Source organism: Moraxella sp. I5G (assembly GCF_055193055.1).
The window spans coordinates 1-26,641 of record NZ_JBUXLH010000019.1 but is presented as its reverse complement, the minus strand read 5'-3'; the positions used below and the strand labels follow the sequence as shown (position 1 = coordinate 26,641).

The 26,641-nt window shown below is 38.5% G+C and carries 24 protein-coding genes and 1 tRNA gene; 12 read left to right on the top strand and 13 right to left on the bottom strand.

From position 1 onward, the window contains the following. Together ACZBKJ_RS09300 and ACZBKJ_RS09295 are read left to right on the top strand one after the other, a co-directional pair. Window positions 1–1,858, top strand: a 1,858-nt coding sequence (locus ACZBKJ_RS09300) for a YadA family autotransporter adhesin (RefSeq protein WP_463200794.1), incomplete at its 5' end; no start/stop codon positions are given. Window positions 1,859–1,916: 58 nt separating this feature from the next. Then, on the top strand, window positions 1,917–2,795 hold the full coding sequence (locus ACZBKJ_RS09295) for an OmpA family protein (protein ID WP_463200792.1): 879 nt from the start codon (window positions 1,917–1,919) through the stop codon (window positions 2,793–2,795). A 173-nt stretch (window positions 2,796–2,968) separates the two neighbouring features. On the opposite strand, the gene ACZBKJ_RS09290 is transcribed toward ACZBKJ_RS09295, so the two are convergent. After that, on the bottom strand, window positions 2,969–4,114 hold the full coding sequence (locus ACZBKJ_RS09290) for an aminotransferase class V-fold PLP-dependent enzyme (protein ID WP_463200791.1): 1,146 nt from the start codon (window positions 4,112–4,114) through the stop codon (window positions 2,969–2,971). Between the two features lie 84 nt (window positions 4,115–4,198). Continuing rightward, window positions 4,199–5,548, bottom strand: a complete 1,350-nt coding sequence (hemA, locus tag ACZBKJ_RS09285) for a glutamyl-tRNA reductase (protein WP_463200789.1) — start codon at window positions 5,546–5,548, stop codon at window positions 4,199–4,201. 249 nt (window positions 5,549–5,797) lie between these two features. Between hemA and ACZBKJ_RS09280 the strand changes: the two genes are divergently transcribed. The 3 genes from ACZBKJ_RS09280 to ispE are packed head-to-tail and all read left to right on the top strand — an operon-like array spanning window position 5,798 to window position 9,524. Next, complete coding sequence (locus tag ACZBKJ_RS09280) at window positions 5,798–7,957, top strand: tetratricopeptide repeat protein (RefSeq protein WP_463200788.1); 2,160 nt, start codon at window positions 5,798–5,800, stop codon at window positions 7,955–7,957. Between the two features lie 48 nt (window positions 7,958–8,005). Continuing rightward, complete coding sequence (gene lolB / locus ACZBKJ_RS09275; RefSeq protein ID WP_463200786.1) at window positions 8,006–8,623, top strand: lipoprotein insertase outer membrane protein LolB; 618 nt, start codon at window positions 8,006–8,008, stop codon at window positions 8,621–8,623. Window positions 8,624–8,660: 37 nt separating this feature from the next. Beyond that, window positions 8,661–9,524, top strand: a complete 864-nt coding sequence (gene ispE, locus ACZBKJ_RS09270) for a 4-(cytidine 5'-diphospho)-2-C-methyl-D-erythritol kinase (protein ID WP_463200785.1) — start codon at window positions 8,661–8,663, stop codon at window positions 9,522–9,524. Between the two features lie 93 nt (window positions 9,525–9,617). Here ispE and ACZBKJ_RS09265 read toward each other — a convergent pair whose 3' ends face one another. The 5 genes from ACZBKJ_RS09265 to pilB form a co-directional block, all read right to left on the bottom strand. After that, window positions 9,618–10,934 (bottom strand): MFS transporter, encoded by a 1,317-nt coding sequence (locus tag ACZBKJ_RS09265; protein WP_463200783.1) that lies wholly within the window; start codon window positions 10,932–10,934, stop codon window positions 9,618–9,620. A gap of 73 nt (window positions 10,935–11,007) precedes the next feature. Beyond that, window positions 11,008–12,288, bottom strand: a complete 1,281-nt coding sequence (gene clpX / locus ACZBKJ_RS09260; RefSeq protein ID WP_463200782.1) for an ATP-dependent protease ATP-binding subunit ClpX — start codon at window positions 12,286–12,288, stop codon at window positions 11,008–11,010. Between the two features lie 15 nt (window positions 12,289–12,303). Next, complete coding sequence (clpP, locus tag ACZBKJ_RS09255; protein ID WP_463200796.1) at window positions 12,304–12,909, bottom strand: ATP-dependent Clp endopeptidase proteolytic subunit ClpP; 606 nt, start codon at window positions 12,907–12,909, stop codon at window positions 12,304–12,306. Window positions 12,910–13,074: 165 nt separating this feature from the next. Further along, window positions 13,075–14,409, bottom strand: coding sequence for a trigger factor (gene tig / locus ACZBKJ_RS09250; protein ID WP_463200781.1), 1,335 nt, complete (start codon window positions 14,407–14,409; stop codon window positions 13,075–13,077). Window positions 14,410–14,602: 193 nt separating this feature from the next. Further along, a complete protein-coding gene (gene pilB, locus ACZBKJ_RS09245) occupies window positions 14,603–16,324 on the bottom strand; it encodes a type IV-A pilus assembly ATPase PilB (RefSeq protein WP_463200780.1) in 1,722 nt (573 codons plus the stop codon). Window positions 16,325–16,580: 256 nt separating this feature from the next. On the opposite strand from pilB, the gene tpiA reads away from it, so the two are divergent. Both tpiA and secG read left to right on the top strand, forming a co-directional pair. After that, on the top strand, window positions 16,581–17,351 hold the full coding sequence (gene tpiA / locus ACZBKJ_RS09240) for a triose-phosphate isomerase (RefSeq protein WP_463200779.1): 771 nt from the start codon (window positions 16,581–16,583) through the stop codon (window positions 17,349–17,351). Between the two features lie 15 nt (window positions 17,352–17,366). Next, window positions 17,367–17,669 carry a preprotein translocase subunit SecG gene (gene secG / locus ACZBKJ_RS09235; protein ID WP_463200777.1) on the top strand — a complete coding sequence of 101 codons (303 nt, stop codon included), beginning with the start codon at window positions 17,367–17,369 and terminating at the stop codon, window positions 17,667–17,669. A gap of 58 nt (window positions 17,670–17,727) precedes the next feature. On the opposite strand, the gene ACZBKJ_RS09230 is transcribed toward secG, so the two are convergent. Both ACZBKJ_RS09230 and ACZBKJ_RS09225 read right to left on the bottom strand, forming a co-directional pair. Beyond that, window positions 17,728–18,315 (bottom strand): c-type cytochrome, encoded by a 588-nt coding sequence (locus ACZBKJ_RS09230; RefSeq protein WP_463200776.1) that lies wholly within the window; start codon window positions 18,313–18,315, stop codon window positions 17,728–17,730. Window positions 18,316–18,505: 190 nt separating this feature from the next. Further along, window positions 18,506–19,240, bottom strand: coding sequence for a LytR/AlgR family response regulator transcription factor (locus tag ACZBKJ_RS09225; RefSeq protein WP_463200775.1), 735 nt, complete (start codon window positions 19,238–19,240; stop codon window positions 18,506–18,508). A 605-nt stretch (window positions 19,241–19,845) separates the two neighbouring features. On the opposite strand from ACZBKJ_RS09225, the gene argH reads away from it, so the two are divergent. The 3 genes from argH to ACZBKJ_RS09210 are packed head-to-tail and all read left to right on the top strand — an operon-like array spanning window position 19,846 to window position 22,352. Continuing rightward, window positions 19,846–21,237 carry an argininosuccinate lyase gene (gene argH, locus ACZBKJ_RS09220; protein WP_463200795.1) on the top strand — a complete coding sequence of 464 codons (1,392 nt, stop codon included), beginning with the start codon at window positions 19,846–19,848 and terminating at the stop codon, window positions 21,235–21,237. Then, on the top strand, window positions 21,227–21,997 hold the full coding sequence (locus ACZBKJ_RS09215) for a 3'-5' exonuclease (RefSeq protein ID WP_463200773.1): 771 nt from the start codon (window positions 21,227–21,229) through the stop codon (window positions 21,995–21,997). The genes argH and ACZBKJ_RS09215 overlap by 11 nt, the downstream gene beginning before the upstream one ends. A gap of 16 nt (window positions 21,998–22,013) precedes the next feature. Continuing rightward, entirely contained in the window at window positions 22,014–22,352 is a 339-nt protein-coding gene (locus tag ACZBKJ_RS09210; protein ID WP_463200772.1) for a P-II family nitrogen regulator, read from the top strand. Window positions 22,353–22,413: 61 nt separating this feature from the next. Here the strand turns inward: ACZBKJ_RS09210 and ACZBKJ_RS09205 are convergent, their stop codons facing one another. The 3 genes from ACZBKJ_RS09205 to ACZBKJ_RS09195 form a co-directional block, all read right to left on the bottom strand. Continuing rightward, complete coding sequence (locus ACZBKJ_RS09205) at window positions 22,414–22,782, bottom strand: DUF2147 domain-containing protein (RefSeq protein WP_463200770.1); 369 nt, start codon at window positions 22,780–22,782, stop codon at window positions 22,414–22,416. Between the two features lie 80 nt (window positions 22,783–22,862). Further along, complete coding sequence (locus tag ACZBKJ_RS09200; RefSeq protein WP_463200769.1) at window positions 22,863–23,111, bottom strand: hypothetical protein; 249 nt, start codon at window positions 23,109–23,111, stop codon at window positions 22,863–22,865. A 9-nt stretch (window positions 23,112–23,120) separates the two neighbouring features. Then, the gene (locus ACZBKJ_RS09195) at window positions 23,121–24,068 is read right to left on the bottom strand and encodes a DNA/RNA non-specific endonuclease (RefSeq protein ID WP_463200768.1); all 948 of its coding nucleotides are present in this window, start codon (window positions 24,066–24,068) and stop codon (window positions 23,121–23,123) included. Window positions 24,069–24,158: 90 nt separating this feature from the next. On the opposite strand from ACZBKJ_RS09195, the gene mutY reads away from it, so the two are divergent. Beyond that, the gene (mutY, locus tag ACZBKJ_RS09190) at window positions 24,159–25,301 is read left to right on the top strand and encodes an A/G-specific adenine glycosylase (protein ID WP_463200766.1); all 1,143 of its coding nucleotides are present in this window, start codon (window positions 24,159–24,161) and stop codon (window positions 25,299–25,301) included. A gap of 33 nt (window positions 25,302–25,334) precedes the next feature. Here mutY and ACZBKJ_RS09185 read toward each other — a convergent pair whose 3' ends face one another. Continuing rightward, window positions 25,335–26,225, bottom strand: coding sequence for a polyprenyl synthetase family protein (locus ACZBKJ_RS09185; protein WP_463200765.1), 891 nt, complete (start codon window positions 26,223–26,225; stop codon window positions 25,335–25,337). Between the two features lie 140 nt (window positions 26,226–26,365). Between ACZBKJ_RS09185 and ACZBKJ_RS09180 the strand changes: the two genes are divergently transcribed. Further along, window positions 26,366–26,441: transfer RNA gene (locus ACZBKJ_RS09180), tRNA-Phe, on the top strand. The last annotated feature ends 200 nt before the right edge of the window (window positions 26,442–26,641 follow it).

The window sequence follows — 26,641 nt, the reverse complement described above, 5'->3', positions numbered from 1 at the left end:
TAATAAGATTACTAACGTTAAAGCTGGCGAAGATGACACAGATGCAGTAAACGTAAGTCAATTAAAAGCTGCTCAAGCTGCTGCTAAAACAACTGCAACAGCTGGTAAAAATATTACTGTAAAACCAACAACAAATCCTGACGGTTCAACCAATTATGAAATTGCAACTAAAGATGATGTAACTTTTAGCAAAACCACAGTTGGTAATGTTATTACAGATGGTGCAACTGGTAAGATTACAGGCTTGACTGCGGGCGATGTCTCTGCGACCAGCACTGATGCGGTAAATGGTAGTCAGCTACACGCACATGGCGCAGGTGTAAAAAATATTATTGGTGGCAATACAACTTATAATCCAGCAACTGGCAATTACACTAATGCTGATATTGGCGGTACTGGCAAAGATAATATTGATGCAGCTATCAAAGCAGTAAAAACAGAAGTAAAAGCAGGTGATAATATTGCAGTTACTTCAAATGTGGATGCAGATGGTAAAACTACTTATACCGTTGCAACTAAAAAAGACTTAGTTGTAGACAGCGTAAAAGCGGGTGATAAAGTTACCTTAAATAATGCTGGTTTGACGGCTGGTAATGTCTCAGTTACTACAGGTGGCATTAACGCAGGTAATACAATTATCACCAATGTGCAAAGTGGTTTAAATGGTAAAACACTTGAACAGATTAAAGCTGATCCAAATGCCACTGAACGCAACAATGCTGCTACCATTGGTGATTTAGCCACAGTGCAAAATAACGTTACTAACATCAACAACAACTACAATACCGTTGTTAATAAAGTAATTGGTGGCACAACACCTGATGGCAAAGTTACGGATGCGAATGGCAAAATTGTCAAAGATAACAAAGGTAATGTAGTTAATGCATCAGATGCATTAAAAACTTATAACGTTTCAGGCAACCATGCTAAAACAGACAATACACTCATCACTGCTATCAAAAATATTAATGAAGGAGGTATCAAATTCTTCCACGTTAATGATGGCACAGGAAACCAAAACGTTACTGGAAGCGATACGCATGCTGAAGATTCTGCTGCTTCTGGAAACTTTGCAGCAGCGGTGGGTTATCAAGCCAAAGCCTCTGGCGCTAATGCAATTGCCTTTGGTAGAGGGGCTGAAGCGACTGCTGAAAATGCCATCTCTATTGGTACAGGCAACAAAGTTTCAGGTAAAAACTCAGGCGCTATTGGTGACCCATCAATTATTACTGGCAATAACAGCTATTCAGTGGGTAATAATAACACTGTTAGCACAAATAACACCTTTGTACTGGGTAATAATGTTACGCAAACAGTTGATAATTCAGTATTCTTAGGAAATAATTCAGCGTCAACAGGCGTACACACAACGGCAAATGGTGGCAATTACACCTATGCTGGCATGAATGATGCAGGTGTTTCGGGCGTTTCTGATGTCGTGGGTGTTGTTAGTGTTGGCAAAGAGGGTGAAACTCGTCAAATCCAAAATGTTGCTGCTGGTGTTGTATCAGCAACGTCAACTGACGCCATCAACGGTAGCCAATTGTACGCTACAGCAGAAGGGCTTGCAGGAACCACCATTAATATGGGTAATCAGTTAAATAACCGTATTAATGAAGTTAAAGACGATGCTAATGCGGGCGTATCATCAGCAATGGCAATGGCAGCGTTACCACAAGCTTACATTCCAGGTAAGTCTATGCTGACAGGTGGTATGGCAACTTATAATGGTCAAGGCGCAGTGGCTGTTGGTTTGTCAAAACTGTCAGACAATGGTCGTTGGGTGCTAAAAGTAAGTGGTTCTGCTGACACCAAAGGTAATGCTGGCGGTGCCGTAGGTGCAGGTTTCCACTTCTAATTGAGCTTGGTTAAAATAAGAATGCTGCAAAAGTGGCATTCTTTTAAGGAAAAATTTGATGAAACAGTTTAAAAAAATTACATTAACTTTAGCGGTTGCTACTTTAGCACTAACAGGGTGCATGGGTACAAAACATCTAAGCCACAATATTTCTGATGAAGGTCGCACTCAAAACAGTGATGATATTGTTTTCCCTGAATTGGATAAGGCATGGCAAAAAGATGGTCAATTTCCAAACAGTGAAAACCTATCCAAAATCCGTGCTGGCATTGGTAAAGATGAATTGTATCAATTGCTTGGTCGTCCACATTTTAGCGAAGCACACAGAGCGCGTGAATGGGATTATATTTTAAAATTTTATCAACCAGACGAATCAGTTAAAATTTGTCAATATAAAGTGATTTTTGACAAAAATTATAAAGCCCAAGAATTTCACTGGTTGCCTGCTGATTGTGCAGATTATGCCACCATTCAGCCAAAAGAAACAAAAGTTACTATTAATCCAGTAGTTCCAATGGTGCAAGCTCCTGCTGCTGCTCAAAAATTGCATCGTGATAATTTTGGTATTGGCGCTGATACTTTGTTTGCTTTTGATAAGTGGGAGCTTCAACATATGCAATCACAAGGTCGTGCTGAACTTGATGATTTAGCGATTAAGATTTTGGCGTATGGCGATAGTATTAATCAGGTTATGGTAACAGGTTATACCGACCGTTTGGGCGATGATATGTATAACATCAATTTATCATTACTACGCGCTCAGACGGTACGTGAATATTTGGTATCACAAGGCGTAGACCCAAATGTCATTGTGGCAACTGGTAATGGTAAATTTACACCAACTAAAGAATGTACTGACAATCAATCTCGTAATGAATTAATTGATTGTTTGTATCCAAACCGTCGTGTGGAAGTATCGGTAAGTTATTTTAAATAACACCTGCAAGAATCGCTTGATAAACTAAAAAAACGATAAGCCCAAAAACTTATCGTTTTTTTATTATAAAACGTTGATGATGCAGCTGTTTGTGATTGACTTTTACTCATAAAAAGTGGTAATTAAGCAATTAGAACAGGTTACCAATTTAACAATAACGTGCATTCATAAATTTAATTAAACACTTGGTCGCAAGCGTCTTTGAAATAGGCAACAGTGCGTTCAATGTTTTGTAATTTATCCAGCCCAAAAAGTCCAATTCGAAAACTTTGATAGTTTTCGGGTTCATCAACTTGCAGTGGAGTGCCTGCAGCGATTTGCATGCCAGCTTGAGCAAATGCTAAACCTTTTTGGATATCAGCATTAACAGCATGACAAACGATGACACCAAAGGCTTGATAGGGGTTTTTTGTAACGCTAAAGACGCCTTTGTCTTTTAATACGGCTAAAATTTTTTGCCCTAATTCAATTTGTGCTAATTTTAGTTTGTCAAAACCAAAATTTTCACACTCTTTTAATGTGTCTCTTAGCTGGTGCAGCCCATCAGTTGGCATGGTAGCATAATAGGCATGGCCGCCATTTTCATAAGCAGTCATGATGTTTAACCATGCTTTTAAATCCAAAGCAAAACTGTTAGGAGTGCTTTGCAAAACCAGTTCTTTGGCATGATTAGATAGCATAACAAGCCCAGCGCATGGCGTACTAGACAGCCCCTTTTGAGGAGCGGACAACAAAACATCAATTCCAAGCGCCTTCATATCAAGCCAAATACAACCAGATGCGATGCAGTCAATAATCAAGATTCCGCCAACTTCATGTACAGCATCCGCCAAAGCTTTGATATAGTCATCTGTTAGCATCATACCAGATGCAGTTTCTACATGGGGAGCAAAGACCACCTTAGGGCGATGGGTTTTAATAAATTCTGTTACTTGGGAGACATCAGCTGGCTCAAAAAAGGCTTTATTATCAATCAGTTCATAATTTGCTTTAAAAGCTTGACTGCTTTTGGCAATATTGGCTGCATCTAAAATTTGTGTCCAGCGGTAACTAAACCAGCCATTTCGGATAATCACCACATCATTATCTTTGGCAAAACATCGTGCCACTGCCTCCATGCCAAAAGTTCCAGAACCCGGCACAATAGCGACAGCGTCGGCTTTATATAGATTTTTTAACAAAGAAGATAGGTCAGTCATTACCGTTTGGAAGGTTTTGGACATATGGTTTAAAGCACGGTCGGTATAAACCACAGAATATTCTAGCAAGCCGTCAGGGTCAATATTTGCGTGAGGTAGGGTGGTGTCTAATCTAGCCATTTACAGCTCCTTGTAAAAATGTAAACTTTACTTTACCCAAAAGCCATCTAAAAAGCAAATAAATTTCTTAAAACAACCGCAAAATTATCCAGAATAAGGTTTGTTACGATAAGTTTTTAGGGTATTAACTGCGCTTTCTAGCGTTGCCCCATCAGAAACTTTAGCAATCTCAGTGATGAGCTTTGATGGTGAATGTGTCAGTGTTTGGGTTAGTGTATGGGCAAATTCTTCCAAAACTGTTTTGGCATCATGACCTTTATCAAGCTTATTTTTAGCAAGTACCAGTAGTCTTTCTTTGTGATTTTGGGTTATGGCTCGATAATCAGCAATCATGTGTTTGGCAACTAAAAGCTGCATCTGACTTTCAATATGACTGGTAAATTGACTGGCGAGCAGTTCAGCTTCAACCGCCGCTTGTTTGCGTTCTTCTAAATTTCCTTGAATGACGTGCTGCAAATCATCAACAGAGTACAAATAAACGTTGTCTAGATGCGCCACACTTGATTCAATATCGCGTGGAACTGCCAAATCTACCAATAATAAAGGATGTTGGCGACGCATTTTTTGCGCATTTTTAACCATCTCTTTGGTAATTAAAAGATTCATGCTGCCACTGCAGCTGCTTACCACATCCGCCATTGGCAAAACATCAGCTAGCTTATCCAGGCTTACGCATTCAATGACAACGTTACGAACACTATTTTTTGCCATCTCCAAAAGCTCATCTTTGAGCGTCTGGGCGCGCTCACTGCTACGATTGGCAATGATAATCCGACTCATACCAAGGCTAGCAACATTATGCGCAACCAAGCGGTTCATCTCGCCTGCTGCTACAATCAATAAAGTGGTTTTTTCGGGTTTATCAAAAATTTGGGTAACTAATTTGGCAGTGGCAAAGCCTAGCGTTACCGCTTGTTGACCGACTTTGGTATCTCGGCGAATGGTGCGAGCGGATGCAAAAATTTGTTGAGTAAGCCAATCAAAATGTCCACCAATGCCATTAGCCTCTTTGGATAACGATACTGCTTGACGAATTTGCCCCAAAATTTGTGGCTCGCCTAAAATCATAGAATCTAAACCAGATGCTACCCGCAGCCAGTGGTTGATGGCGCGCTGTTTTTCGTAGACGTATAAAAAAGATGAAATTTCATCTAAAGGTATTTGTTTAAAATCAGCTAACCATTGTTTGATTTTTAATGTGGATGTCGCAAATTCATCAGATTCATCCAATTCTTCGGTAGTATCATCAAAACCAACATACACTTCACTGCGATTGCATGTTGAAACGATAATGCTGCCATGAAATTTACCAAACGTTGCCACAGTTTTTTTAAGCTCATCAATGGCATCTTTTATCTCGCCGCCAAAAGATAATCGCTCACGCAGAGCGACAGGGGCGGTTTTATGGTTTAATCCAATGACAGCTAATTTCATAGGCAATAAGAATCACTAAAATTTAGATAAAAACCACTTTATTATATCAAGTTTTTTTTGCTGCGGTAAAACTGTTTTAATTGTTCATTTAGTAATTTAATGATTATATTTTAATCAAATATAATGAATTTATAAAATAGACAATTTCAATAGCTTGTAATTGGTGGAATATTACCATTATAATATTCAAAACAATCTTAGGGCAATTATTGGGTTGGTTATATCATTTTAACAATATTTGGGTGAGTCGTGAGTATTTGGCAAAATCTCTGGCAAAAAATACACAAGGTTTCGCCCAAAATGGGTGATGATAAGCCTATTTTTATAAAAAATAGACGTTTTTATAAAAAAATTTTACCGCTATGTATAAGTGCTGTCATTGGTGTTTTTGCGGTCAATGTATCTGCTCAAGCGGGGGTTTTTGACAAACTTTTAGAAATTATATTGCCTTTTTATGATAAAAATAAAAAAAATCCACCCACTGCCAAACCTACTGATGATGCAATTGCCATTCAAGATGAGGAACAAAATTTTCAAGAATCAACAACTCAAAATACAAATACAGATAACTTGATTGTTGATAAAACAAATTTGGATAATAAAACCTCCAATGCAATCAATGATGAGGCTGATAACTTATCAAATAGCAACAAAAATGACATTAAAAACAAGGACGATTCATCACTTGCCACAGCTCCAAAAGCTACTATTTCAAAAAATATATGGCTATCAAGCCCGCCTTCATCTATGGAAGAGCTGGATGCTAGCTTGCCTGATTTTTTATTGGATGATACTTTAATTGCAGGCGACACCACTCCAATGCTGGGTGAACCAGATTTGTATGCATTATTATCTGCCGAATTTGCTGCTGATAGGGGAGATGTTGAGGATGCTTTAACAATTTATAAAGCCGAAAGTTTTAAAGACAATGCCACAGCGGTATTTGAAAGGGCGTTGGCTTTGTCTATTGAATATGAAGAGCCCCAAAAATCATTAGCATTTGCCACCGCTTGGCAAATGAATAATCCTGAACACATTCCAGCATGGTTTTATGTGGCGCATTTGGCACTAAAAGCCAAAGACTACAATCAAGCTGTGCAAACATTGGGCATGATTTTAGATTATGACAAACGCGCTGATTTAACTCAGATTTTAACTGGGATTGTGCCTGATGATTTAGAAGACCAGCGTTTACTTTTTTTGGCATTGCAAACGGTGGAAGAGGATAATCCATCAATTTCGGTATTAAAAGCTGGTCTATTGATGCAAATGGGCGACTATCAGCCTGCTATTTTATATGTTAATCAGGCTTTAAAAGCCGACCCAAAAAATTTAGCATACATCATGTTAAAAATTGACTTATTGCGTCTTTCTGGAAAGGATGATGAGCTTTGGCAATTTGTTGCTCAAAAACAACAAGAAATCCCCAATGAAAAAGAGCTGTATTTATATCAAATTCGTCACAAGATAGAAAACGGCGATTTAACCGACGCTTATCAACTTCTTTTGACTGCCTATACAAAAACACAGGATGCCGATGTGGCGCTTTTAACTGCGCTTGTGGCTTTGGATATTGGTGAATATACACAAGCCATAGACGTGCTAAAACCACTGATTCAAAACCCAGAATTTACCAGTCGCGCTCATTATTATTTGGGAATTGGTTATGAAAGAAGTGGTGATTTTGCGCAATCTCGCCATCATTATGAACGTGTGACTGACCATGAACACGCTTTGGATGCACGCACTAAAGTAGTTGGTTTTTATTTAATGGATGGACAAACCAATAAAGCTTTGGCAACACTGGTAAGACTGCGTGATGAGCATGAAATGTATACAGCAGATAGTTATATTTTGCAAGCGGAAATTTTATTGCGTCAAGGTGATAAAAAATCAGCTGAGGATTTACTGCGTACTGCCAATCAAGAAAATCCCGATGACGACCGTTTGCTGTTTGCCAGTTTTAAAATCCTAGAAAATGAACTTAGTAACGAAGATAAACGTCTAGCCTTAGACAGATTATTGCTACTCGACCCTTATAATAATGAATATCTTTTAGCGGATGCCAAACTGCGTCTGATGATAAATCCTCAGGACCAAAACGCCCTAAAAGTTACCAAACAAATTAGCCAATTAGATAGTAGTGACCCTCTTTATGATAGCCAATTGCAGTTAGAAGCACTAAAAGTGCTGTCCAATCAAGCTTTATCACAAGGTCAATTTGGTAAAGTGATTGAATATTTAGAAGTACCTTATGAAGTTGCTCCAGATTTAGATGTTGGAATTTTATTATTGCGTGGCTATCAAGGTTTGGGCAGATATGATAAAGTTAACAGTTTGCTTGCTGATTTAAAACAGCGATTTGCTTTTGGACAAAATAAAATAGGGCAAGAACTGCAAGAATATTAGTGGCAACCACCTTATCATAAACCATCCATTTAGTTTTATCATCAAAATATGACCATCATTACTCAATTTTTTTCATCATTTATCAAATCCATCAAATTATTCACCAAAGTTTTTTTATTAACTTGGATGGTTTTTTTGACGGCGTGTCAAACCATCAAACCCAAGCCTGTGGTTACAGATGAACATTTAGCGTTTAGTATTACAGGTAAAATTGGTATTACCACCCAAACCCAGCATGGCAAAGAGGCAAGCAGCGCATTTTATACATGGAGCCAAGAAGATGACCGTTTTGGAATTAATTTAACGGGAGCTTTAGGTATTGGAGCGGCAGATTTAAGTTTTAATGGCAAAACCGCCAAACTCATTAGTGAGCGCACAGGTGAGATTTCGGCAACTAGCCCAGAAGAACTTTTACAAAAAGCCACGGGTTTGAATGCTCCCATTAGTTATTTTCGTTTTTGGATTATTGGCAAACCTGCCCCAAATGATACCAATAAACAAATGGAAAACGGTCGCTTAATCAGTAGTGAAAATGGCGATTGGACAGCAAAATTTTATTATCAAAATTCTGTTTATCCAAATCGTCTAATTATTACACACGCCGATGGTCACAGATTGGTGATGACAATCAATCATTTAAATCATAATTCAAATAGCCAACAGTAAACTTTACCAATCAATCCCAAGAATCCAAGGAAAGCTCATGGCAGAATTAACATTTTTTTCACCCGCCAAAATCAATTTATTTTTACATATTACTGGCAGGCGCGATGATGGCTATCATAATTTACAAAGTGTTTTTCGAGCATTGGATTTTGGCGATACGCTTACATTTCGCCCCAAAACGGGCGGGGATTTAATAACGCTTTTGGGTGATAATTTGCCTTGTGAGCAGCAAGACAATTTAATTGTTAAAGCCGCTCAGCTGCTCGCTAAAAAATTTCCTGCCTACGCTTCTTCTGTGAGTGTGGTTTTGGATAAGGTCATTCCTGTTGGCGGTGGGCTTGGCGGTGGCTCAAGTAACTGTGCAATGACGCTGATTGCCTTAAATCAGTTGTGGGGACTGCATTTAACTCCAAAAGAGTTGATGAAAATTGGAACAACTTTGGGAGCGGATGTGCCCTTTTTTATTTTTGCGCATGCTTATCAAACTGATGCAATCGCCTTAGGGATTGGTGATGAACTTACTGCCATTAATTTACCATCTCGAGAGTATTTATTGTTATTTCCTGATGAATCCATCAATACAGCAGAATTATTTTCAAATAAAGATTTAATCAAAAATACCGCAATTATCAGCGATTTAACCGCCAAAATTCCCAATTTTTTAGACCTACAAAATCCGCCTTTTTTCAATGCATTTGAAACAATTGTCTGCGAAAAATACCAAAAGGTCAATCAGGCGTTGTCGTATTTACGTACTTTTGAAAGCGCTACCCAGACAACCGCTCGCATGAGCGGCACTGGTAGCACTGTGTATTTGCCACTGATTGGTTTGGGAAAAAATCAAGTTGAGTTTATCGATTATCCATGCCCTGCGGTATTGGTAAATAGTTTATATGGATAAACCCAGACTAAATGATTGGTAGCAAATCTGTTTTACTAGGTTTACTGGCAAATGGACGAATTAACGATGGCATTTGCACATTAATTTAGAAAATTAAGTGATTATTCGTCCCTTTGTTTCTTCGCCAAGTGTTAAAACCGCCATTGCAATAATCACCATTACCATGGTAAACATCATAAAGATGAGATTAAACGCATTCTCAATATTCATCATATGAGCAATCACCAGCGGTGCAACCATGCCACCAACTCGCCCAATTGCGGATGCCCAACCCGAACCAAACGCTCGCATTGCAATCGGATATAACTCTGGCGTATAGGTGTAAACAACCCCCCATGCTCCTAAATTAGAAAAAGACATCAAACAGCCCCAAAATAAAATCTCAGCTGTACTGCCAGCTTGTCCAAAGAAATAACTGCATAATGCACAAAATATCATCAACCCTGCCAGCGTAATTTTACGTCCAAATTTTTCTACACACCAAGACGCAAACAAATATCCTGGAAGCTGGGCAAGAATCATTGTCAGTGTGTATTCAAAAGATGATACGATGGTAAAGCCTTGTTTTATGAGCAAGCTTGGCAGCCAAGTAAAAATTCCATAATAAGAAAATACAATGCCAAACCATAAAATCCATAGCATTAATGTACTTTTATAAAGATTTTTTTCCCATAAACGGGCAAATGAAAATTTTGTTTTTTGATGGGTGGGTAATGTGATTTCTGCAAGGTCAATATGAAGAGGCGGTTGTTTGTTAATTAGACAGATTTGATTGGCATAATCCAAAGCCTGCTGTTTTTGCCCTTTTTGCAGTAAAAAAGGAATGGATTCTGGCAAATGATAATATAAAAAAAATGCATAAAAAATAGGCAGACCACCCAATAAAAATGCCGTTTGCCAGCCAAAATTTGGAATTACAAAATACGCTAAAATCGCTGCAACCAACCAGCCCAGCCCCCAAAAACTTTCTAATAATACGATAAAGCGACCACGTACATTAGAGGGTAAATATTCGCTCATTAAAGATACTGCCACGGGTAATTGACCGCCAAGCCCAATCCCTACAATCAGGCGAAAAATAAGCAGTGTGGTTAATTGATTGGAAAGCCCACAACCAGCCGTTGCCAGACTATAAATCACAAGCGTTCCAATAAACACTTTTTTGCGTCCAAATTTATCTGCTAAACTACCTGCTAAGATTGCCCCAATTGCCATACCAACAAAGGTGATGCTGACAATAGAAGCTTTTTGATTAGCAGTTAATGCCCATGCGTCTACCAGTTTTGCCATAATAAAAGAAATCAGCCCAGTGTCCATTGCATCAAATAGCCAGCCCAGTCCAATCATTATGAGCAAACGGTAGTGAAATTTGCCAACTTCAAACTGTTGTATATATTTGGTTAAATCCATATAAAAACCTTCTATTTGTTAAACCATTTTTATGTTATTAAAACAACAAAAAATCCCCTTAAAGGGGATTTTTTTATTTGGTGATTGGTGCATCACCGTTTTCAATGACTGCTTTGGTTACAATCACTTCGCTAACACCTTGCATGCTAGGTAACTCATACATGGTATCAAGTAGAGCATTTTCAATGATGGAACGTAGCCCCCTTGCTCCAGTTTTTCGTTTCATTGCTTGCTTGGCAACGGCATGTAAGGCATCGGTTTCAAAGGTGAGTTTGACCCCTTCCATTTCAAACAAATATTCATATTGTTTGGTTAATGCATTTTTAGGTTCAGTTAAAATCTCAATCAAAGCTTCTTCATCAAGCTCATCAAGCGTTGCAATGACGGGTAAACGCCCAATAAATTCAGGAATGATTCCAAAACGAATCAAATCTTCAGGTTCAACCTCACGAAACAGTTCACTAATTTTGGCTTCTTCTTTGGCTTTTACCGAGGCATTAAAGCCAATGCCTGTAGTTTGACTGCGTTCTTGAATGATTTTATCAAGTCCTGCAAACGCTCCGCCAACAATCATTAAAATATTGCTGGTGTCCACCTGAATCATTTCTTGGTTAGGGTGTTTACGTCCGCCTTGTGGCGGGATATTAGCAACTGTGCCCTCAATGATTTTTAGTAAGGCCTGTTGTACGCCCTCACCAGAAACGTCGCGAGTGATTGAAACGTTTTCGCCTTTTTTGCTGATTTTATCAATTTCATCAATATAGATAATGCCTCGTTGGGCGCGTTCCACATCGTAATCAGCAACTTGTAGTAAGCGCTGAACGATGTTTTCTACATCTTCGCCCACGTAGCCAGCTTCAGTCAATGTTGTTGCGTCTGACATTGCAAAAGGCACATCCAAAAGACGAGCCAGCGTTTGCGCTAACAATGTTTTACCTGAACCTGTTGGTCCAATCAGTAAGATATTGCTTTTAGCAAGTTCAACTGGTGCATTTTCGCCCGTTTCCTTAACTTTTAGACGCTTATAATGATTGTAAACTGCAACAGATAGAGCTTTTTTGGCGCTGCTTTGACCAATCACATATTCATCAAGATGCGCTCTTAATTCTTTTGGAGTTGGTAAAACCGCTGTTGCCCAATCTTTATCAGACGATTTTTTATCAGATGATTGTTTGTTTAATTTCTCATCAGAATTTGCTTTTTTTGAGTGGCTATTTTGACCAAGCATATCGCCACACAATTCTACACATTCATTACAAATTTGGGTTTCAGGGTCAATGCCTGCAATTAATTTTTTGACTTCATGTTTGGTCTTGCCACAAAAAGCACAATGGGGCTGGAAATTTTCACTCATGAGTATCCGCCTTGTTTATACTGCTAATGGACGTTTTTCAAGTACTTTATCCACCAAACCATAATCGCATGCCTGCTCTGCACTCATAAAATTATCACGGTCTGTATCTTTTTCTAAACGTTCCACAGGCTGATTGCAATGTTTGGCAAGAAGCTCATTTAATTTGGCTTTTAATTGAATAATTTCACGAGCGTGAATTTCAATATCACTTGCTTGTCCGCGAAAACCACCTAAAGGTTGATGAATCATGATGCGTGAATTAGCAAGGGCGGAGCGTTTGCCTTTTGCACCTGCAGATAATAAAAATGAACCCATGCTGCATGCTTGACCAACGCAAATGGTTGAAACATCTGGCTCAATAAAATTCATCGTATCATAAATCGCCATGCCAGCTGTGACCACGCCGCCTGGTGAGTTAATGTATAGATGTATGTCTTTTTTGGGATTGTCTGCTTCTAAAAACAAAAGTTGGGCAACGATTAAGTTAGCCATATGGTCTTCAACTTCGCCTGTTAAAAAAATGACTCGTTCACGTAAAAGACGGGAAAAAATATCAAATGAACGTTCGCCACGCCCTGATTGCTCAATGACCATTGGTACAAGTGCAGATTGGGTTGCCATTTGGCTGGCATGAAATGTTTCGGTTAATTGATCAAAATAAGGATTGTTTTTCATTCAGATTCCTTGTGGCTAATGCCGTATTAAGTGCGCCATTTTAGCACATTTATCATTATAACTGAAAAAATACCCCAACTTTAAGTTAGGGTATTGTTGGGTAATGGATGTTTACATCATTGCAGCTTGTTGGCTGGCTAGTAATTCTTGGTATTTTACTTCTTTTTCACTAACTTTAGCTTGTGATAAAATGTAATCCACAACTTGGTCTTCTAGCACAACTGCTTCTACACCTGCACGTTGCTGTTTGTCATTGGTGTAGTAGTCAATGACTTCTTGAGGTTCTTCGTAGTTTTCAGCCGCTTCAGTGATAAATGCAGTTACTCGGTCTTGGTCAAGTTCAATTTTTTGGCTTTCAATTAATTGATTAACAATGACGCCAAGACGTACTGCGCGTAGTGCAGGCTCTTCAAAAAGCTCATTGGGTAGCGTGTTTTTGTCAAAGCCTTTGGCATTGCCACCAAATTGTGCAGCAAAACGCTGTACCATTTGTTCGCGCTGACGCTCAATTTCTTGTTCAAGCATGGCTTTTGGTACGTCAAATTCATTTTTTTCAATCAACGCATCAAAAGCGGCGTGTTTTACTTGATTGCGCGCAGCATTTTTAACTTCGCGTTCCATATTTTTTCTAACATCAGCTTTTAGTTTATCCAAACCGCCTTCTTTTACCCCAAACAGCTCAAAAAACGCTTCATCTAATTCTGGCAATTTAGGAGTTTTGACCGCTTTTAGGTTGATTTTAAAGTTAGCTTCTTTGCCTTTTAAGTTTTCAGCTTGATAATCTTCTGGGAAGGTTACAGTAATAACTTTTTCTTCGCCAGCTTTCATGCCTTTCATGCCGTCTTCAAAACCAGGAATCATACGTCCTGAACCAATAATTAAACGATAATCTTCAGCACTGCCACCTTCAAATTTTTCACCATCAATAGAACCTTCAAAATCAAAGGTTGCTTCATCACCATCTTCTAGTGCGCCGTCTTTGGTTTCAAAAGTTTGACGTTGCTTTTGCAAATTTTCAATCATCGTATCAACATCGCTGTCAGATACATTGGCAACTTGACGCTCGACTTCAATTTCATTTAAACCTTGAACTTCAATTTTTGGAAAAGTTTCAACGGTTGCTTGATAAACCAAAAAATCATTTTCTAGTTTAACATCATCAATATTTGGCACGCCCACAGCACGAATTTTTTTCTCAGCCAATGCTTCAAATACAGTGTCGCGAATTACATCGTTAATGGTTTCTTGTTGAATGCCAGCACCATATTGTGCACGAATGTGTGAAACAGGCACTTTACCTTTACGAAAACCATCAATTTTTGCAGTTTTGGCAAGATGACGAACACGAGCTTCTACCTTGCTTTGGATGGTGCCAACGGGTACTTTAACAGTCAGTTGGGTTTCTTTGTCAGAAATGACAGCAACAGCAATATCTAAATTAGACATGAATTCACCTTAAACTTTGAATTTAGTTTGTTTGTATAAAAATGGGGGCGTATTTTATTTAAAAAATAAGACAAAATAAAACGCTAAAAGGCGATATTATAACGGTTTTTAGGTAAAATTACAACCAAACAAAATTGCCATTTAGTCTAAATTACCTTCAAAACCACCTCTAAAAATTGTTATCTAAAAACCATCAATCTGAAGTGACCCGATACATTTCAGCGATGCTGGTTGTGCCCTGTAGTACTTTCATAATTCCTGAGCGGCGCAAATCTCGAAATCCTAGTTTTAAGGCAGCATCTTTGATTTGAATGGCGTTGCCATCTTCCATAATAATGCGTGAGATTTCAGGGTATACTTTCATCACTTCATAAATACCCACACGCCCTTTATAACCTTCTCGGCATTCAGAACACCCCACAGCTTCATAAATCACGTTATCAGGATTTGCTAAATCTTCTTCAGTAAAACCAATTTCAAGCAATGATTGTTTTGGTACGTTGGTTGGGCGTTTGCATGATTTACATAGGCGCCGAGCCAAACGTTGAGCGATTACTAAGTTTACAGAAGTTGCAATGTTAAACGAAGCTACCCCCATGTTACGCAATCGAGTTAGTGTTTCTGGTGCAGAGTTGGTGTGTAAGGTGGACAATACCATATGACCTGTTTGAGCAGCTTTAATGGCAATTTCAGCAGTTTCCAAATCACGAATCTCCCCAACCATAACAATATCGGGGTCTTGACGTAAAAATGCTTTTAGGGCGGACGCAAATGTTAAGCCAACTTTTGGGTTTACGTTAACCTGATTGATGCCTTCTAAGTTAATCTCAACTGGGTCTTCGGCGGTGGAAATATTGGTTTCTGGGGTGTTTAGAATATTAAGTCCCGTATACAGCGATACCGTTTTACCTGAACCAGTTGGACCTGTAATTAATAACATGCCTTGAGGTTTGTCTAAGGCTTCTAAAAACAGCTCTTTTTGGTCAGGCTCATAGCCCAACGCATCAATTCCAAGCATCGCCGATGACGGGTCTAAGATACGCAGTACAATTTTTTCACCAAATAAAGTTGGCAGTGAGTTTACACGAAAGTCAATGGCTTTGGTTTTGGAAATTTTAAGTTTAATGCGTCCATCTTGAGGGATGCGGCGCTCCGAAATATCCATTTGCGACATGACTTTTAAGCGAGCAGCAATTTTGCCTGCCAGTTGCACGGGTGGTCGGCTGACAATTTGCATCACACCATCAACACGAAAACGCACGCGATAGGTTTTTTCATAAGGTTCAAAGTGTAAATCTGATGCACCCATGCGGATGGCATCTAATAGCATTTTATTCACAAATTTTACAACAGGCGCATCTTCTGGGCTGCCAGCAGCATCAATTTCTTGACCGTCATCATCATCGTTAGGGTCATCCCCCATTTCACTGGATAAATCAATATCACCAATTTTGGATAAATCTTCAGTACCGCCCATATAGACGTTTTCAATCATTTTTTTGAGTTTGTCTTCTTCTACCACAACGGTTTCAACCGTTAAATTGGCATTAAAAGAAATGGCATCAATGGCATCAAGGCGCGTTGGGTCAGACAAACCCACAAACAATCTTTTACCACGTTTAAATAGTGGTAGCACGCCATAACGGCTGACGGTTTTTTCATCAACCAATTCTTTGGGAACAACATCTACTGATAATGCATTTAAATCAAATAATGGGTCGCCAAAATGGTGGGATAATAATAAAGCAATTTGGGCAGGCGGGGCTAAACGGTTTTCAACCAAATAAGGCACGATTGCTTTTTGCTGCTGCTTAGATTCTTCTAAAGCGCGAGCCATTGCATCAGGTGCAACCAAATTATTAGCAACCAAAATATGAGCAAGACCACTAAAATTATGGGCGTTTGTTGTCATCATTTTCCTCCTGTTTTGGCAAATGTTTGTAATGGGCAAGATGTATCATGTAGATATCAAACACAGATATTTTAAAATATGATTTTGTAGCAAGTTTTTTTTGTTGATTTACTTTCTTTATTTTACTTTAAATTAAAAGAGAATGCCTTATTTTATCGTTATCTTTTGCTTTAAAGGCTGAAGTTTTCGGATTACTGGAAAATCAGCAGGTTAATCGGTATAATAGGGCGGTTAACTGATAGATTTCTAAAGAATATTTATGAACACAGCCAAAAAATACGTGATCGGCAACTGGAAAACTAACCCACTAACCCAAAATGATGCAGTAAAAATTTTTGCGGACATTGCACATCTTGCAGACAATTTAACCAATTGTGTGGTGGCGATTGCTCCAAGTTTTGTACATTTACCAGTTTTACAGACTCAAAACCAAACATCGCTGTTATTAGGCGGTCAGGATGTTTGTGCTTATACTCTTGAGACAGGAGCGTATACAGGTGATGTTTCAGCGGCACAATTAGCCGATATTGGTGCAAAATTTGCATTAGTTGGGCATTCAGAACGTCGTCAATATCACGGTGAACATGACGAAATTTTAACTAAAAAAATCTGTCAGGCTTTTTTGGCAAATTTATCAGTCATTTTTTGTATTGGTGAAACCAAAGCAGAATACGACGCAGGTCAAACTTATGAAGTTTTAGAAAAACAGCTTAGATTGCTTGGGCAATTTGCTGACGATGTGGGGTTTGAGCATTACGAACTACCCAAACTTTTAATTGCTTATGAACCTGTTTGGGCGATTGGTACAGGACTAACACCAACTACTTTAGAAATTGAAGAGGTGCATAATTACATTAGCGAATCGCTAAGTACCTTAGAAATTTACGCTCCTTTATTATATGGTGGTAGCGTCAATCAAAACAACGCATCTGATATTGCTAATATTGCTGTTGTTGATGGTGTGTTGGTAGGTGGTGCATCTTTAAAAGCGGATAATTTTGGTCAAATTATTCGTGCTTTTATTAATTAATTTTTTGAGTCAATTATGTTTACGTTTATTTTAGCCATTCATATTATTGTTGCCATTGCTTTATCTGGTTTGATTTTAATCCAACATGGCAAGGGTGCCGATGCTGGCGCATCTTTTGGTTCGGGTGCTGCAGGTACGGTGTTTGGAGCCTCAGGTTCAGCAAATTTTCTAACACGTACGACCGCAATTTTGGCAGCGATTTTTTTTGCCACCAGTCTTGCACTTGCTTATCATGCTAAAGAAGAAAATAAAAATCAGTTTCATCTTGATGTTAAAGAAGCACCAAAAAACCCTAAAGCTCCTACCAGCCATAAATAAAATAAAAAACCATCAATTTTGAATTGATGGTTTTTAAGCAAAACTAACCAAATTCAGATTATTTTACCTGACTTACCATATAATCCACCGCTGCATACACTTCGGCTTCACTTACATCACCTGCTGCTTGAGCGGGCATTTTATTAAAGCCTTTGGCAGAATGTGCGTGTAATGTATCTACGCCTTGCTCCAGGCGTTTTGCCCAGTTAGCTTTATCTGTGAGTTTTGGTGCATCCAAAAGCCCTTGCTCGTGGCAGGCTTTACAGGTGGTTTCGTAGCGTTTTTTGCCTTCTTCTATGGATAGGGCTTTAACATCTGATTTTTTATCATCCGCTTTTTTGCTATCAGCTTCTTTGGCTGCTTTGTCCTCTGCTTTTTGCTCAGCTGCTTGTTTTTGTTCAGTTGCATCTGAAGGTTTTTCGTTTGTATTTGCTGCGCTAGTTTTAGCTTCTTCTGCGGGTTTAGCTGCATCTGTCTTTGTTTCTGGAGTTTTGGTTTCTGCGACTTTGGCAGGGGTTTCAGTTTTTGGTTGAGATGGCTTATCTTCACCACACGCATTTAATACCAAACCCAATGCTAAAATTCCAAATAATTTAATTGCTGTTTTGCTTATCAATCTGCTGGGTAGCGTCTTATCTAAAAACATCGTCATCACCTTGCAAGAAATTTAGGGTCATTTTGCGTTATTGTTTCTATGGTACACCTAATTTTTATAAAAAGCAAAACTATTTCAACAAAGCGTTGGATGGGTTTATTGTGTTTTTTTATCATCAACCAAATGATTGAAATCAAAAAAAGAGCCAGTAGGCTCTTTTGGTAAGTATTTGGCAAGTACTTTAAATATTTTGGATTTTTTCACGCAGCATTGGTAAATGACGGCGAGAGACCGCCAGTTTTTCGTTCATGCCACGAAAACGTACTTGGTATTGTCCTGAATCTACAGTTTCTAGCAAATCTAAATATTCTAGATTAATCAAAGCATTTCGATGAATGCGAAACATCACCCCTTCAAATTCTTGTTCCAAATCTTTTAAGGTTTCGTCAATCAGCACCACGCCATTTTTATGGCGAACTTTGACGTATTTTTGGTCAGCAGTGAAGTAATACACATCCGCCAGCGCAATCAACTCAACTCCACGATGGGTACGAGCAGCGATGTATTGGCGCGGACGACGTCCTTTGCCTTGTTTGGTATTTAAAGCGGTTTGCTGAGCTGCATTCATACGGTAACTTTTGTTTAAGGCGATTTGTAAATCAGCTTTATTTACGGGTATTAACAAATAGTCTACTGCACCTGATTTTAATGCGGTAAGTGTTGATGTAATGTCATCAATCCCTGAAAAAATCAGCGCTGGTGGATTGTGAAATTCACGATTTAATACCTGATAAAATTCATGAACATTAGGAGTGTGAGCACTCAATAAAATCACATCGGGCTGACGTGCTTTAACTTCTGGAATAATTTCCTCTAAACGTTCCACCTGTGCTGTTACTCGATGACCTAAACTTTCAACTAAACTGGCTAAATGTTTACGTACTGCCAATTCCGCATCACAAATGATTACTTGCATAACAAACACCTGACACCTTTTTTTCAATCGTTATTAACTAAAATTTTTACCTAAATTATTTGTAATTAGAAAAATCAAATCATGATTCTTATTTATCCAAAATTATCGCATCGATTTATCAATTACAAAAACAAAACACGTTTTGCATCAATCAGACAAATCAACAAACTTTTTCTATAAATGGTTTGTAATTAAAAAGTTGATAAAAAACCGTATATTACACTTCATCCCCTTTTTAAAACCATTTAGTTACAAAATAACTACGAACAACCCTATAAAGTGCGACAAACTTCCGATACGTGGTTATACTTTTAATGCTGCAAATGCTGTTCCAACTTTTTTATATCAATTTATAAATTTAAAAAAATTTTAATAAAATGCTTAAAAATTAAGCGGTTATTACAAAAAAATCTATCTTTAAAAGTTGGTTTTACCGTTTTATTTTGCTGCTTTTAGGGCTGTATAAATTTTTTTTGGATAAACTTATAAGGTTATTGTGCTTCATGTTAAAATAGCTTTTATAAAAAAATGATGACGTGAATTATTGTGTTTTATCCATTGAAATTAGGTGAATAACTATGACGGGACATAATCAATCAGGACAGATGTGGGGAGGGCGATTTAATGAGGCAACCGATAGTTTTGTTGCTGAATTTACCGCATCAGTTAATTTTGATAAACGTATGGCAAAAGAAGACATTCAGGGTTCTATTGCTCATGCAACCATGCTTGGCAAATGTGGCATTATCAGCACAAGCGAAAGCCAGCAAATCATCGATGGGCTGACTCAAATTGAGCAAGAAATTGACAGTGGAGAATTTGTCTGGTCAGTCGCTTTAGAAGATGTGCATATGAATATTGAGTCCAGACTCACCGCACTGATTGGCGATGTTGGTAAAAAATTGCATACAGGACGTAGTAGAAATGACCAAGTTGCTACCGATATTCGCCTGTATTTACGTAATCAAACGGACGTGATTTTATCACTGCTTTCGCGCTTGCAAACGGGGCTTTTAGAGCTTGCTGACAAACATACCAATACCATCATGCCGGGTTTTACCCATTTGCAAACAGCTCAACCAGTTAGTTTTGCTCATCATGTCATGGCATGGTTTGAAATGCTGCTGCGCGATAGTGAGCGTTTTTGCGACACCAGAAAACGCATCAATCAAATGCCACTTGGTAGTGCAGCATTGGCTGGCACAACGTACCCCATTGACCGAAACATTACTGCTAAACTTCTAGGCTTTGAAGGAATTTGTCAAAACTCACTGGATGCAGTTTCTGATAGAGATTTTGCGATTGAATTTGCCGCCAATGCGTCGATTTTGATGATGCATTTATCTCGTATGAGCGAAGAGATTATTTTGTGGATGTCTGCCCAATTTGGTTTTGTGTATGTGCCTGACCGTTTTTGTACTGGTTCAAGCATCATGCCTCAAAAGAAAAACCCAGATGTTCCTGAACTGGTGCGTGGCAAGGCGGCTCGTGTGTTTGGTCAATTAACCACACTATTGACATTGATGAAAAATCAGCCCCTAGCTTACAATAAAGACAATCAAGAAGACAAAGAACCTCTATTTGATTGTGTGGACACTTTAACAGGCTCTTTACTTGCTTTTGCTGATATGCTGCCAAATCTTGTGCCAAACGAACAAAACATGCGTGCTGCGACGATGAAGGGCTACGCTACAGCTACGGATTTAGCAGATTATTTGGTAAAAAAAGGTTTGCCATTTCGCGATGCTCATGAGGTGGTGGGCAAAACCGTTGCATTGGCAGTAAGCCAAAATATAGATATCAGTGAATTATCCTTGGAACAATTGCAAGAATTTTCACCATTAATAGAAAACGACGTATTTGATTGTTTGACGTTAGAAGGGTCGCTAAATGCTAGAAATCATATTGGCGGAACTGCTCCAAATCAAGTTAAACAAGCCATTAAAAACGCCAGAAAGCGCATAAAAAACGTATTAGGACAGCCTGATGAATCATAACGCACCCATTTGTATTTTTGATATTGAGACCATTCCTGATACTCAAACAGGTAAATTGCTGTACCCACAGCTTGCTGATTTATCTGAAGAGGAAGCGATAACGGAGCTGCAAAAAATTCGCCAAGAAGAGGCAGGTAGTGATTTTATGCGACTTCCTTTACATAAAATCGCATGTTTATCGTTTTTGTGGTTTGAAAATCAAACCTTAAAATTGCATTCTTTATCGCTAGAAAACCATGATGAACAGGGAATTTTAAGCACGTTTTTGCGAGCATTTAATAAAAAACCAACGCTGATTTCGTGGAATGGTGCAAATTTCGATTTACCAGTGCTACTTTATCGTATGGCGCACCATAAACTTAATGCAACCGCCTTACTGCAGGGTAATAACAGCGCTAAAGGTTATTTAAATCGCTACAGTCAAAGTCATATTGACCTGATGCAAAAATTTTCCTTTGAGGCATGGGGTAATAAACAAAAACTGGATATTATTGCCAGTCTTTGTGGGTTTGCTGGTAAGGGAGAAATTGATGGTCATCAGGTTGTACCAATGGTATTAGAGGATAGATGGCAAGAATTGACTACATATTGTGAATCAGACGTGATTAATACTTGGTTGATTTACATTCGTTATCAGTTATTAACTGGTGAAATTGACATGCAAACAGCTGATAATGCAGTGAATTTTACCAAAAACTATTTACAAACATTGACTAACGCTGATGGTAAGCCTAGACATGCCCGTTTTTACGAAGAATGAATCAAAAGGATAATTTATGAAATTAATCAGTGCCATCATCAAGCCATTTAAGTTAGATGATGTTCGTGAGGCTCTTTCTGATATAGGCATCAACGGTATTACCATTACCGAGGTGAAAGGTTTTGGCAGGCAAAAAGGTCATACCGAGATGTATCGTGGGGCAGAATATGTGGTGGATTTTTTGCCAAAAATCAAATTAGAAATTGCTTGCACAGATGATATGGTTGAGAAAATTATTGATACCATCATCAGTACAGCAAACACTAATCGAATTGGCGATGGTAAAATTTTTGTAACACCTTTGGAGCAAGTGATTCGCATCCGTACGGGTGAAACCAATGAAAACGCCTTATGAACTAAATAAAAAAACGCATCCACAATGATGCGTTTTTTTTATTTATCAAGCAATTGATGTATTATTTTTTAACCCAAGTTTGTGAGCCTTTTAAGGTTTTTAAAGTTAAGCTGTTGCCATTTAATGTAATATCTGCTTTTACCGCAGGTAAGGCTCCCCAGCGAGGGTCTTTTGCACGCCCTTTATATTTGCCATTTCCTTGAGATTCAACATCTAATAACACTGTTTTCCCCACAAAGGTTTTGGCTTTTTCGGTTTGTCCACTAGAGACCGTGCCAACGTATTTTGCGCCCGATTGACTGATAGTAACGACTGCTTTAGGCTGCCCGTTTTCGCTCATTTGCCAATTACCAACAATTGGGTCAGCAGCAAATGCACTTACACCTAACATTAAGCCTGCGCCAAATACCATCACTTGAGTTAATTTCATAACGAATCCTACTAATAAAACAGTTGTTAAAACAAACGTAAACCAAATATAGGCAAATTATAACAAAATTATTCACAAAATCAAGCAAAAGGATTTTCTATGCTGTCATTTTCTAATGAATTTTTGGGTAATGTTTCTGGTAAATCGTCTATTTTTTCAAAAGTTTGCCATAACTCTTTGGCAAAATCGTATAACATTTGTGCTTGTTGTTTGCCGATTTGAGTTTTTTCAATTTCAACATCACCAGCAATAAGTATGCTGTCTTGTCCGTTTTCAACGGTTAAATTGGCAATTTGTAAAACTTGACTATCGTTTTGAAAAATATCCATTTTTTTACCTTATTTAAATAAACTAAGAATAAATTTTAAAATTTCAGCAATCAAAACCGCCCAGCCGCTAGCATCTTCTTTTTGATTTTGCTGATTTTTTTTTGAGTTATTATCATCATTTTTTGTTGGGTTTTCTGCCGAAGTTGGCAATGAATAGGCTTCTTGGCGCAACGATTGGGGTAAATCAGGCATTACTGATATTCCAGTCAAATTGGTAAGTTCATCTAAGCTAATAACCTGCATTTGACTGTTCTCAGTGTTGGCAGAATAATAAACCCCCGCTTTTTGAATGGATGGTAGGTAAACGGCTTTAAAAAAATGGCTTGGAACAAGCACGCCTGCACCAATTTTTTGGATATTTTTACCAGAAAATGCCACGCCTGTAACTACGTAGGCGCTGCCGTATTTATTGACCAAATAGCGCGTGCTGGATTCTATTTTTCGCCAATCACCGCGATTATGCGTGCCATTTTGCGGGGCAATATTAGCAAGGCTAAAACTATCAAACTGCTGTGATGAGTTTGCCATATCACCGTTTGGCGCCAAATGCCCTCTGTCAAATCCAGATTGTCGGTAATCGGATAATAAGGCTTGAGCAGATTTTGGTAGACGACTTTCTTCATGAAAGTTATCTTCTCGGGTGAGAGTTTTGGCTTGCCGAATGCGTTCTTTGGTTAAAAATTCTGCAGACCAAATTGGCGTTTTGGAAATCCCCGAATAAAGCACCGCAAACCCATCAAAACACAACTCATAAGTTTTTTTGGCAAGTTTCTCGCCTTTAGTGCCAACAAGTTGGGGTGGGGTATTTTGATAAAAATTGTCAGGACAGCTGGTGAAATTTTGAGCGGTTTTTTCGCTATTTACATTTTGACCAAGGTGAATATCATTTTTGGCAATCGCCGTTTGAGCGGACAACAACAAGGTTAAACCAGTAAATAAAACTGAAATTTTCGTCATTAATGTTCCTTTTGATTGTTTTTCATACAAAGGATAGAAAAACCGTAAAATGACCTTATTATAGCCATTTCTAAGTCAAATGAAAATTTTATGCCTAAAAATTCACACTTTTCCCAAAAAATACTCACCTGGTTTGAAACATCCGGTCGGCATGATTTGCCATGGCAGCAGCACAAAAAAGAACAAAGTGATATTTATGCAGTATGGTTATCTGAAATTATGTTGCAGCAAACCCAAGTCAGCACAGTGATTCCTTATTTTCAAAGATTCATTGCAAAATTTCCAACGGTGATTGATTTGGCGGCAGCAGACTGGGATGAGGTTACCAATCTTTGGGCAGGGCTAGGTTATTATGCGCGTGCCAAAAATCTGTATCAAGGGGCAAAACAAGTAGTGGATTTTATAAAGCGCACAGGTAATTTCCCTCAAAGTGTTGACCAGTGGCAAACCATTAAAGGAGTTGGGCAATCAACTGCTGGGGCGATTGTGGCGATGGGAGTTCGTGGATTTGGAGTGATTTGTGATGGCAATGTCAAACGCGTTCTGAGTCGGTGGGCGATGATAAGTGATGATATCAATAAAACGGCAACTCAAAAACAGCTTTGGCAGCTTGCCCAAGCACTTACGCCCAAACACGATAGTGGAAAATACGCTCAAGCGATGATGGATTTAGGTGCAACTATATGCACCAAAAATCGCCCAAAATGCACACTTTGCCCAATTAGTGCGGATTGTCAAGCCTATCAAAAAGCCAATCCTATCAATTATCCTGTTAAAAACAAAAGCAAAGAAAAACCCAAACGTTATAGTTTTGCATTTCAGCTTATTCAGGAAAATACAGCAAAAACACTGTGGCTGAAACGTCAAAGTGTAACCAAACATCACGGTATTTGGGAAGGTTTATGGTGTTTGCCACTGTTGGATAGTGATGTGCCATTTGATGGTGATACCTATCAGCCATCGTTTAATCAGGGATTGGGTAATTGCCAACTGGGCGAAACTGTATTGTTTGAAATGCTCAAAAATAAACCTTTGCCCACATCCGTTATCCGTACCATCAAACACACGTTATCGCATTTTCATTGGTATTTAACGTTGGTTGAGTTAAAAATAAGTCCAGCACTGGCAGCAGAAATTGAGCAAAGATTAATTAAAAATAACGTTTCTTTTCGTTGGCAAGCCTGCAATGATGGTTTTGCTAAACCAAAAGCAATGATAAACCTGCTGCAGTAGCTATTTATTATCAATAGGATACGATTAATAAGATTAAAATTGACGCACTTGCAGCCAATCTACGATAGTAGCTAATAAATTATTATCACCAAAATCGGCAATGTAAATTTTTGCTTGATAAAACAGCGAATCCGCGTACTTTCTGGCATTGTCAACCCCAAGCAATTTAACGTAAGTGGATTTTTGTAATTTTTCATCTGCCCCTGCCATCTTTCCAAGGGTTTGAGTGTCTGCTACCACATCTAAAACATCGTCTTGCACCTGAAAAGCAAGTCCTAAACACCGGGCGTATTGTTGCAAATTATGCATATCTTCATGATTTGCAGATGCACATGCCGCCCCCATTAAAACTGCCGCTTCAATCAATGCGCCTGTTTTGTCTTGATGGATGCATTCTAACTGGTTCTGTGATAGTTCTTGATTTTCGCCATTTAAATCCAGTTGCTGTCCTGCCACCATACGTCTGGCACGCGGTGCTAAAATCTGGATTAAAAATAAAGCAGTTTGTTGCTGGTTTTCAGTTAAGTCTGTTGTTAGTATTTCAAATGCCAATGATTGTAAAACATCACCAGTGAGTAATGCTGACGCTTCGCCATAAACTTTATGACAGGTTGGTTTGCCTCGTCGTAAATCATCATCATCCATACATGGCAAGTCATCATGCACTAAAGAATAACCATGAATTAATTCAACAGCAAGCATGGCTTTTTGAACCAAAGAATGATTTTGGGATAATTTGGACATGCCATTTAGCGTTAAAAATGTCGCCAAAGTTAACATGGGGCGTACTCTTTTGCCGCCATTTGCCATCGCATAAAATGCTGCTTCTGCTAAAGGTTTGGGTAAATTGGCCTGAGTTAGTAGGTTGTGTAGCTGTGTTTCAAGCTGTGATTGTGTGGTTTTTTGCAGTTCTTGGATAAGCATATTGTTCTTTGTACCTACATTGTATTAAAAAATATGCTTATCATACTGCAAAAATGAAAAATTTATAAATTTTTTATAAAAACACTTGCTAAATTTTAAAAATATGCTATTATACGCAGCGTTGTTACTTGATACAACTTGGCGCGATAGCTCAGTCGGTAGAGCAACGGATTGAAAATCCGTGTGTCGGCAGTTCGATCCTGCCTCACGCCACCATATTTAAACCCCCTAGGAAACTAGGGGGTTTTAACTTTTTAGCTTTAAATCATTATCAGATTAAAACTTACCCAATAAAAAAAGAGCCTGAAAATTGGCTCTTTTTATTCACATTAGAAAAATTTTCTAGTGAATTACTTTTTAGCAGCGTCAGCAGCGGCTTCTGCACCAGCTTTAGCAGCGTCAGCAGTAGCTTCAGC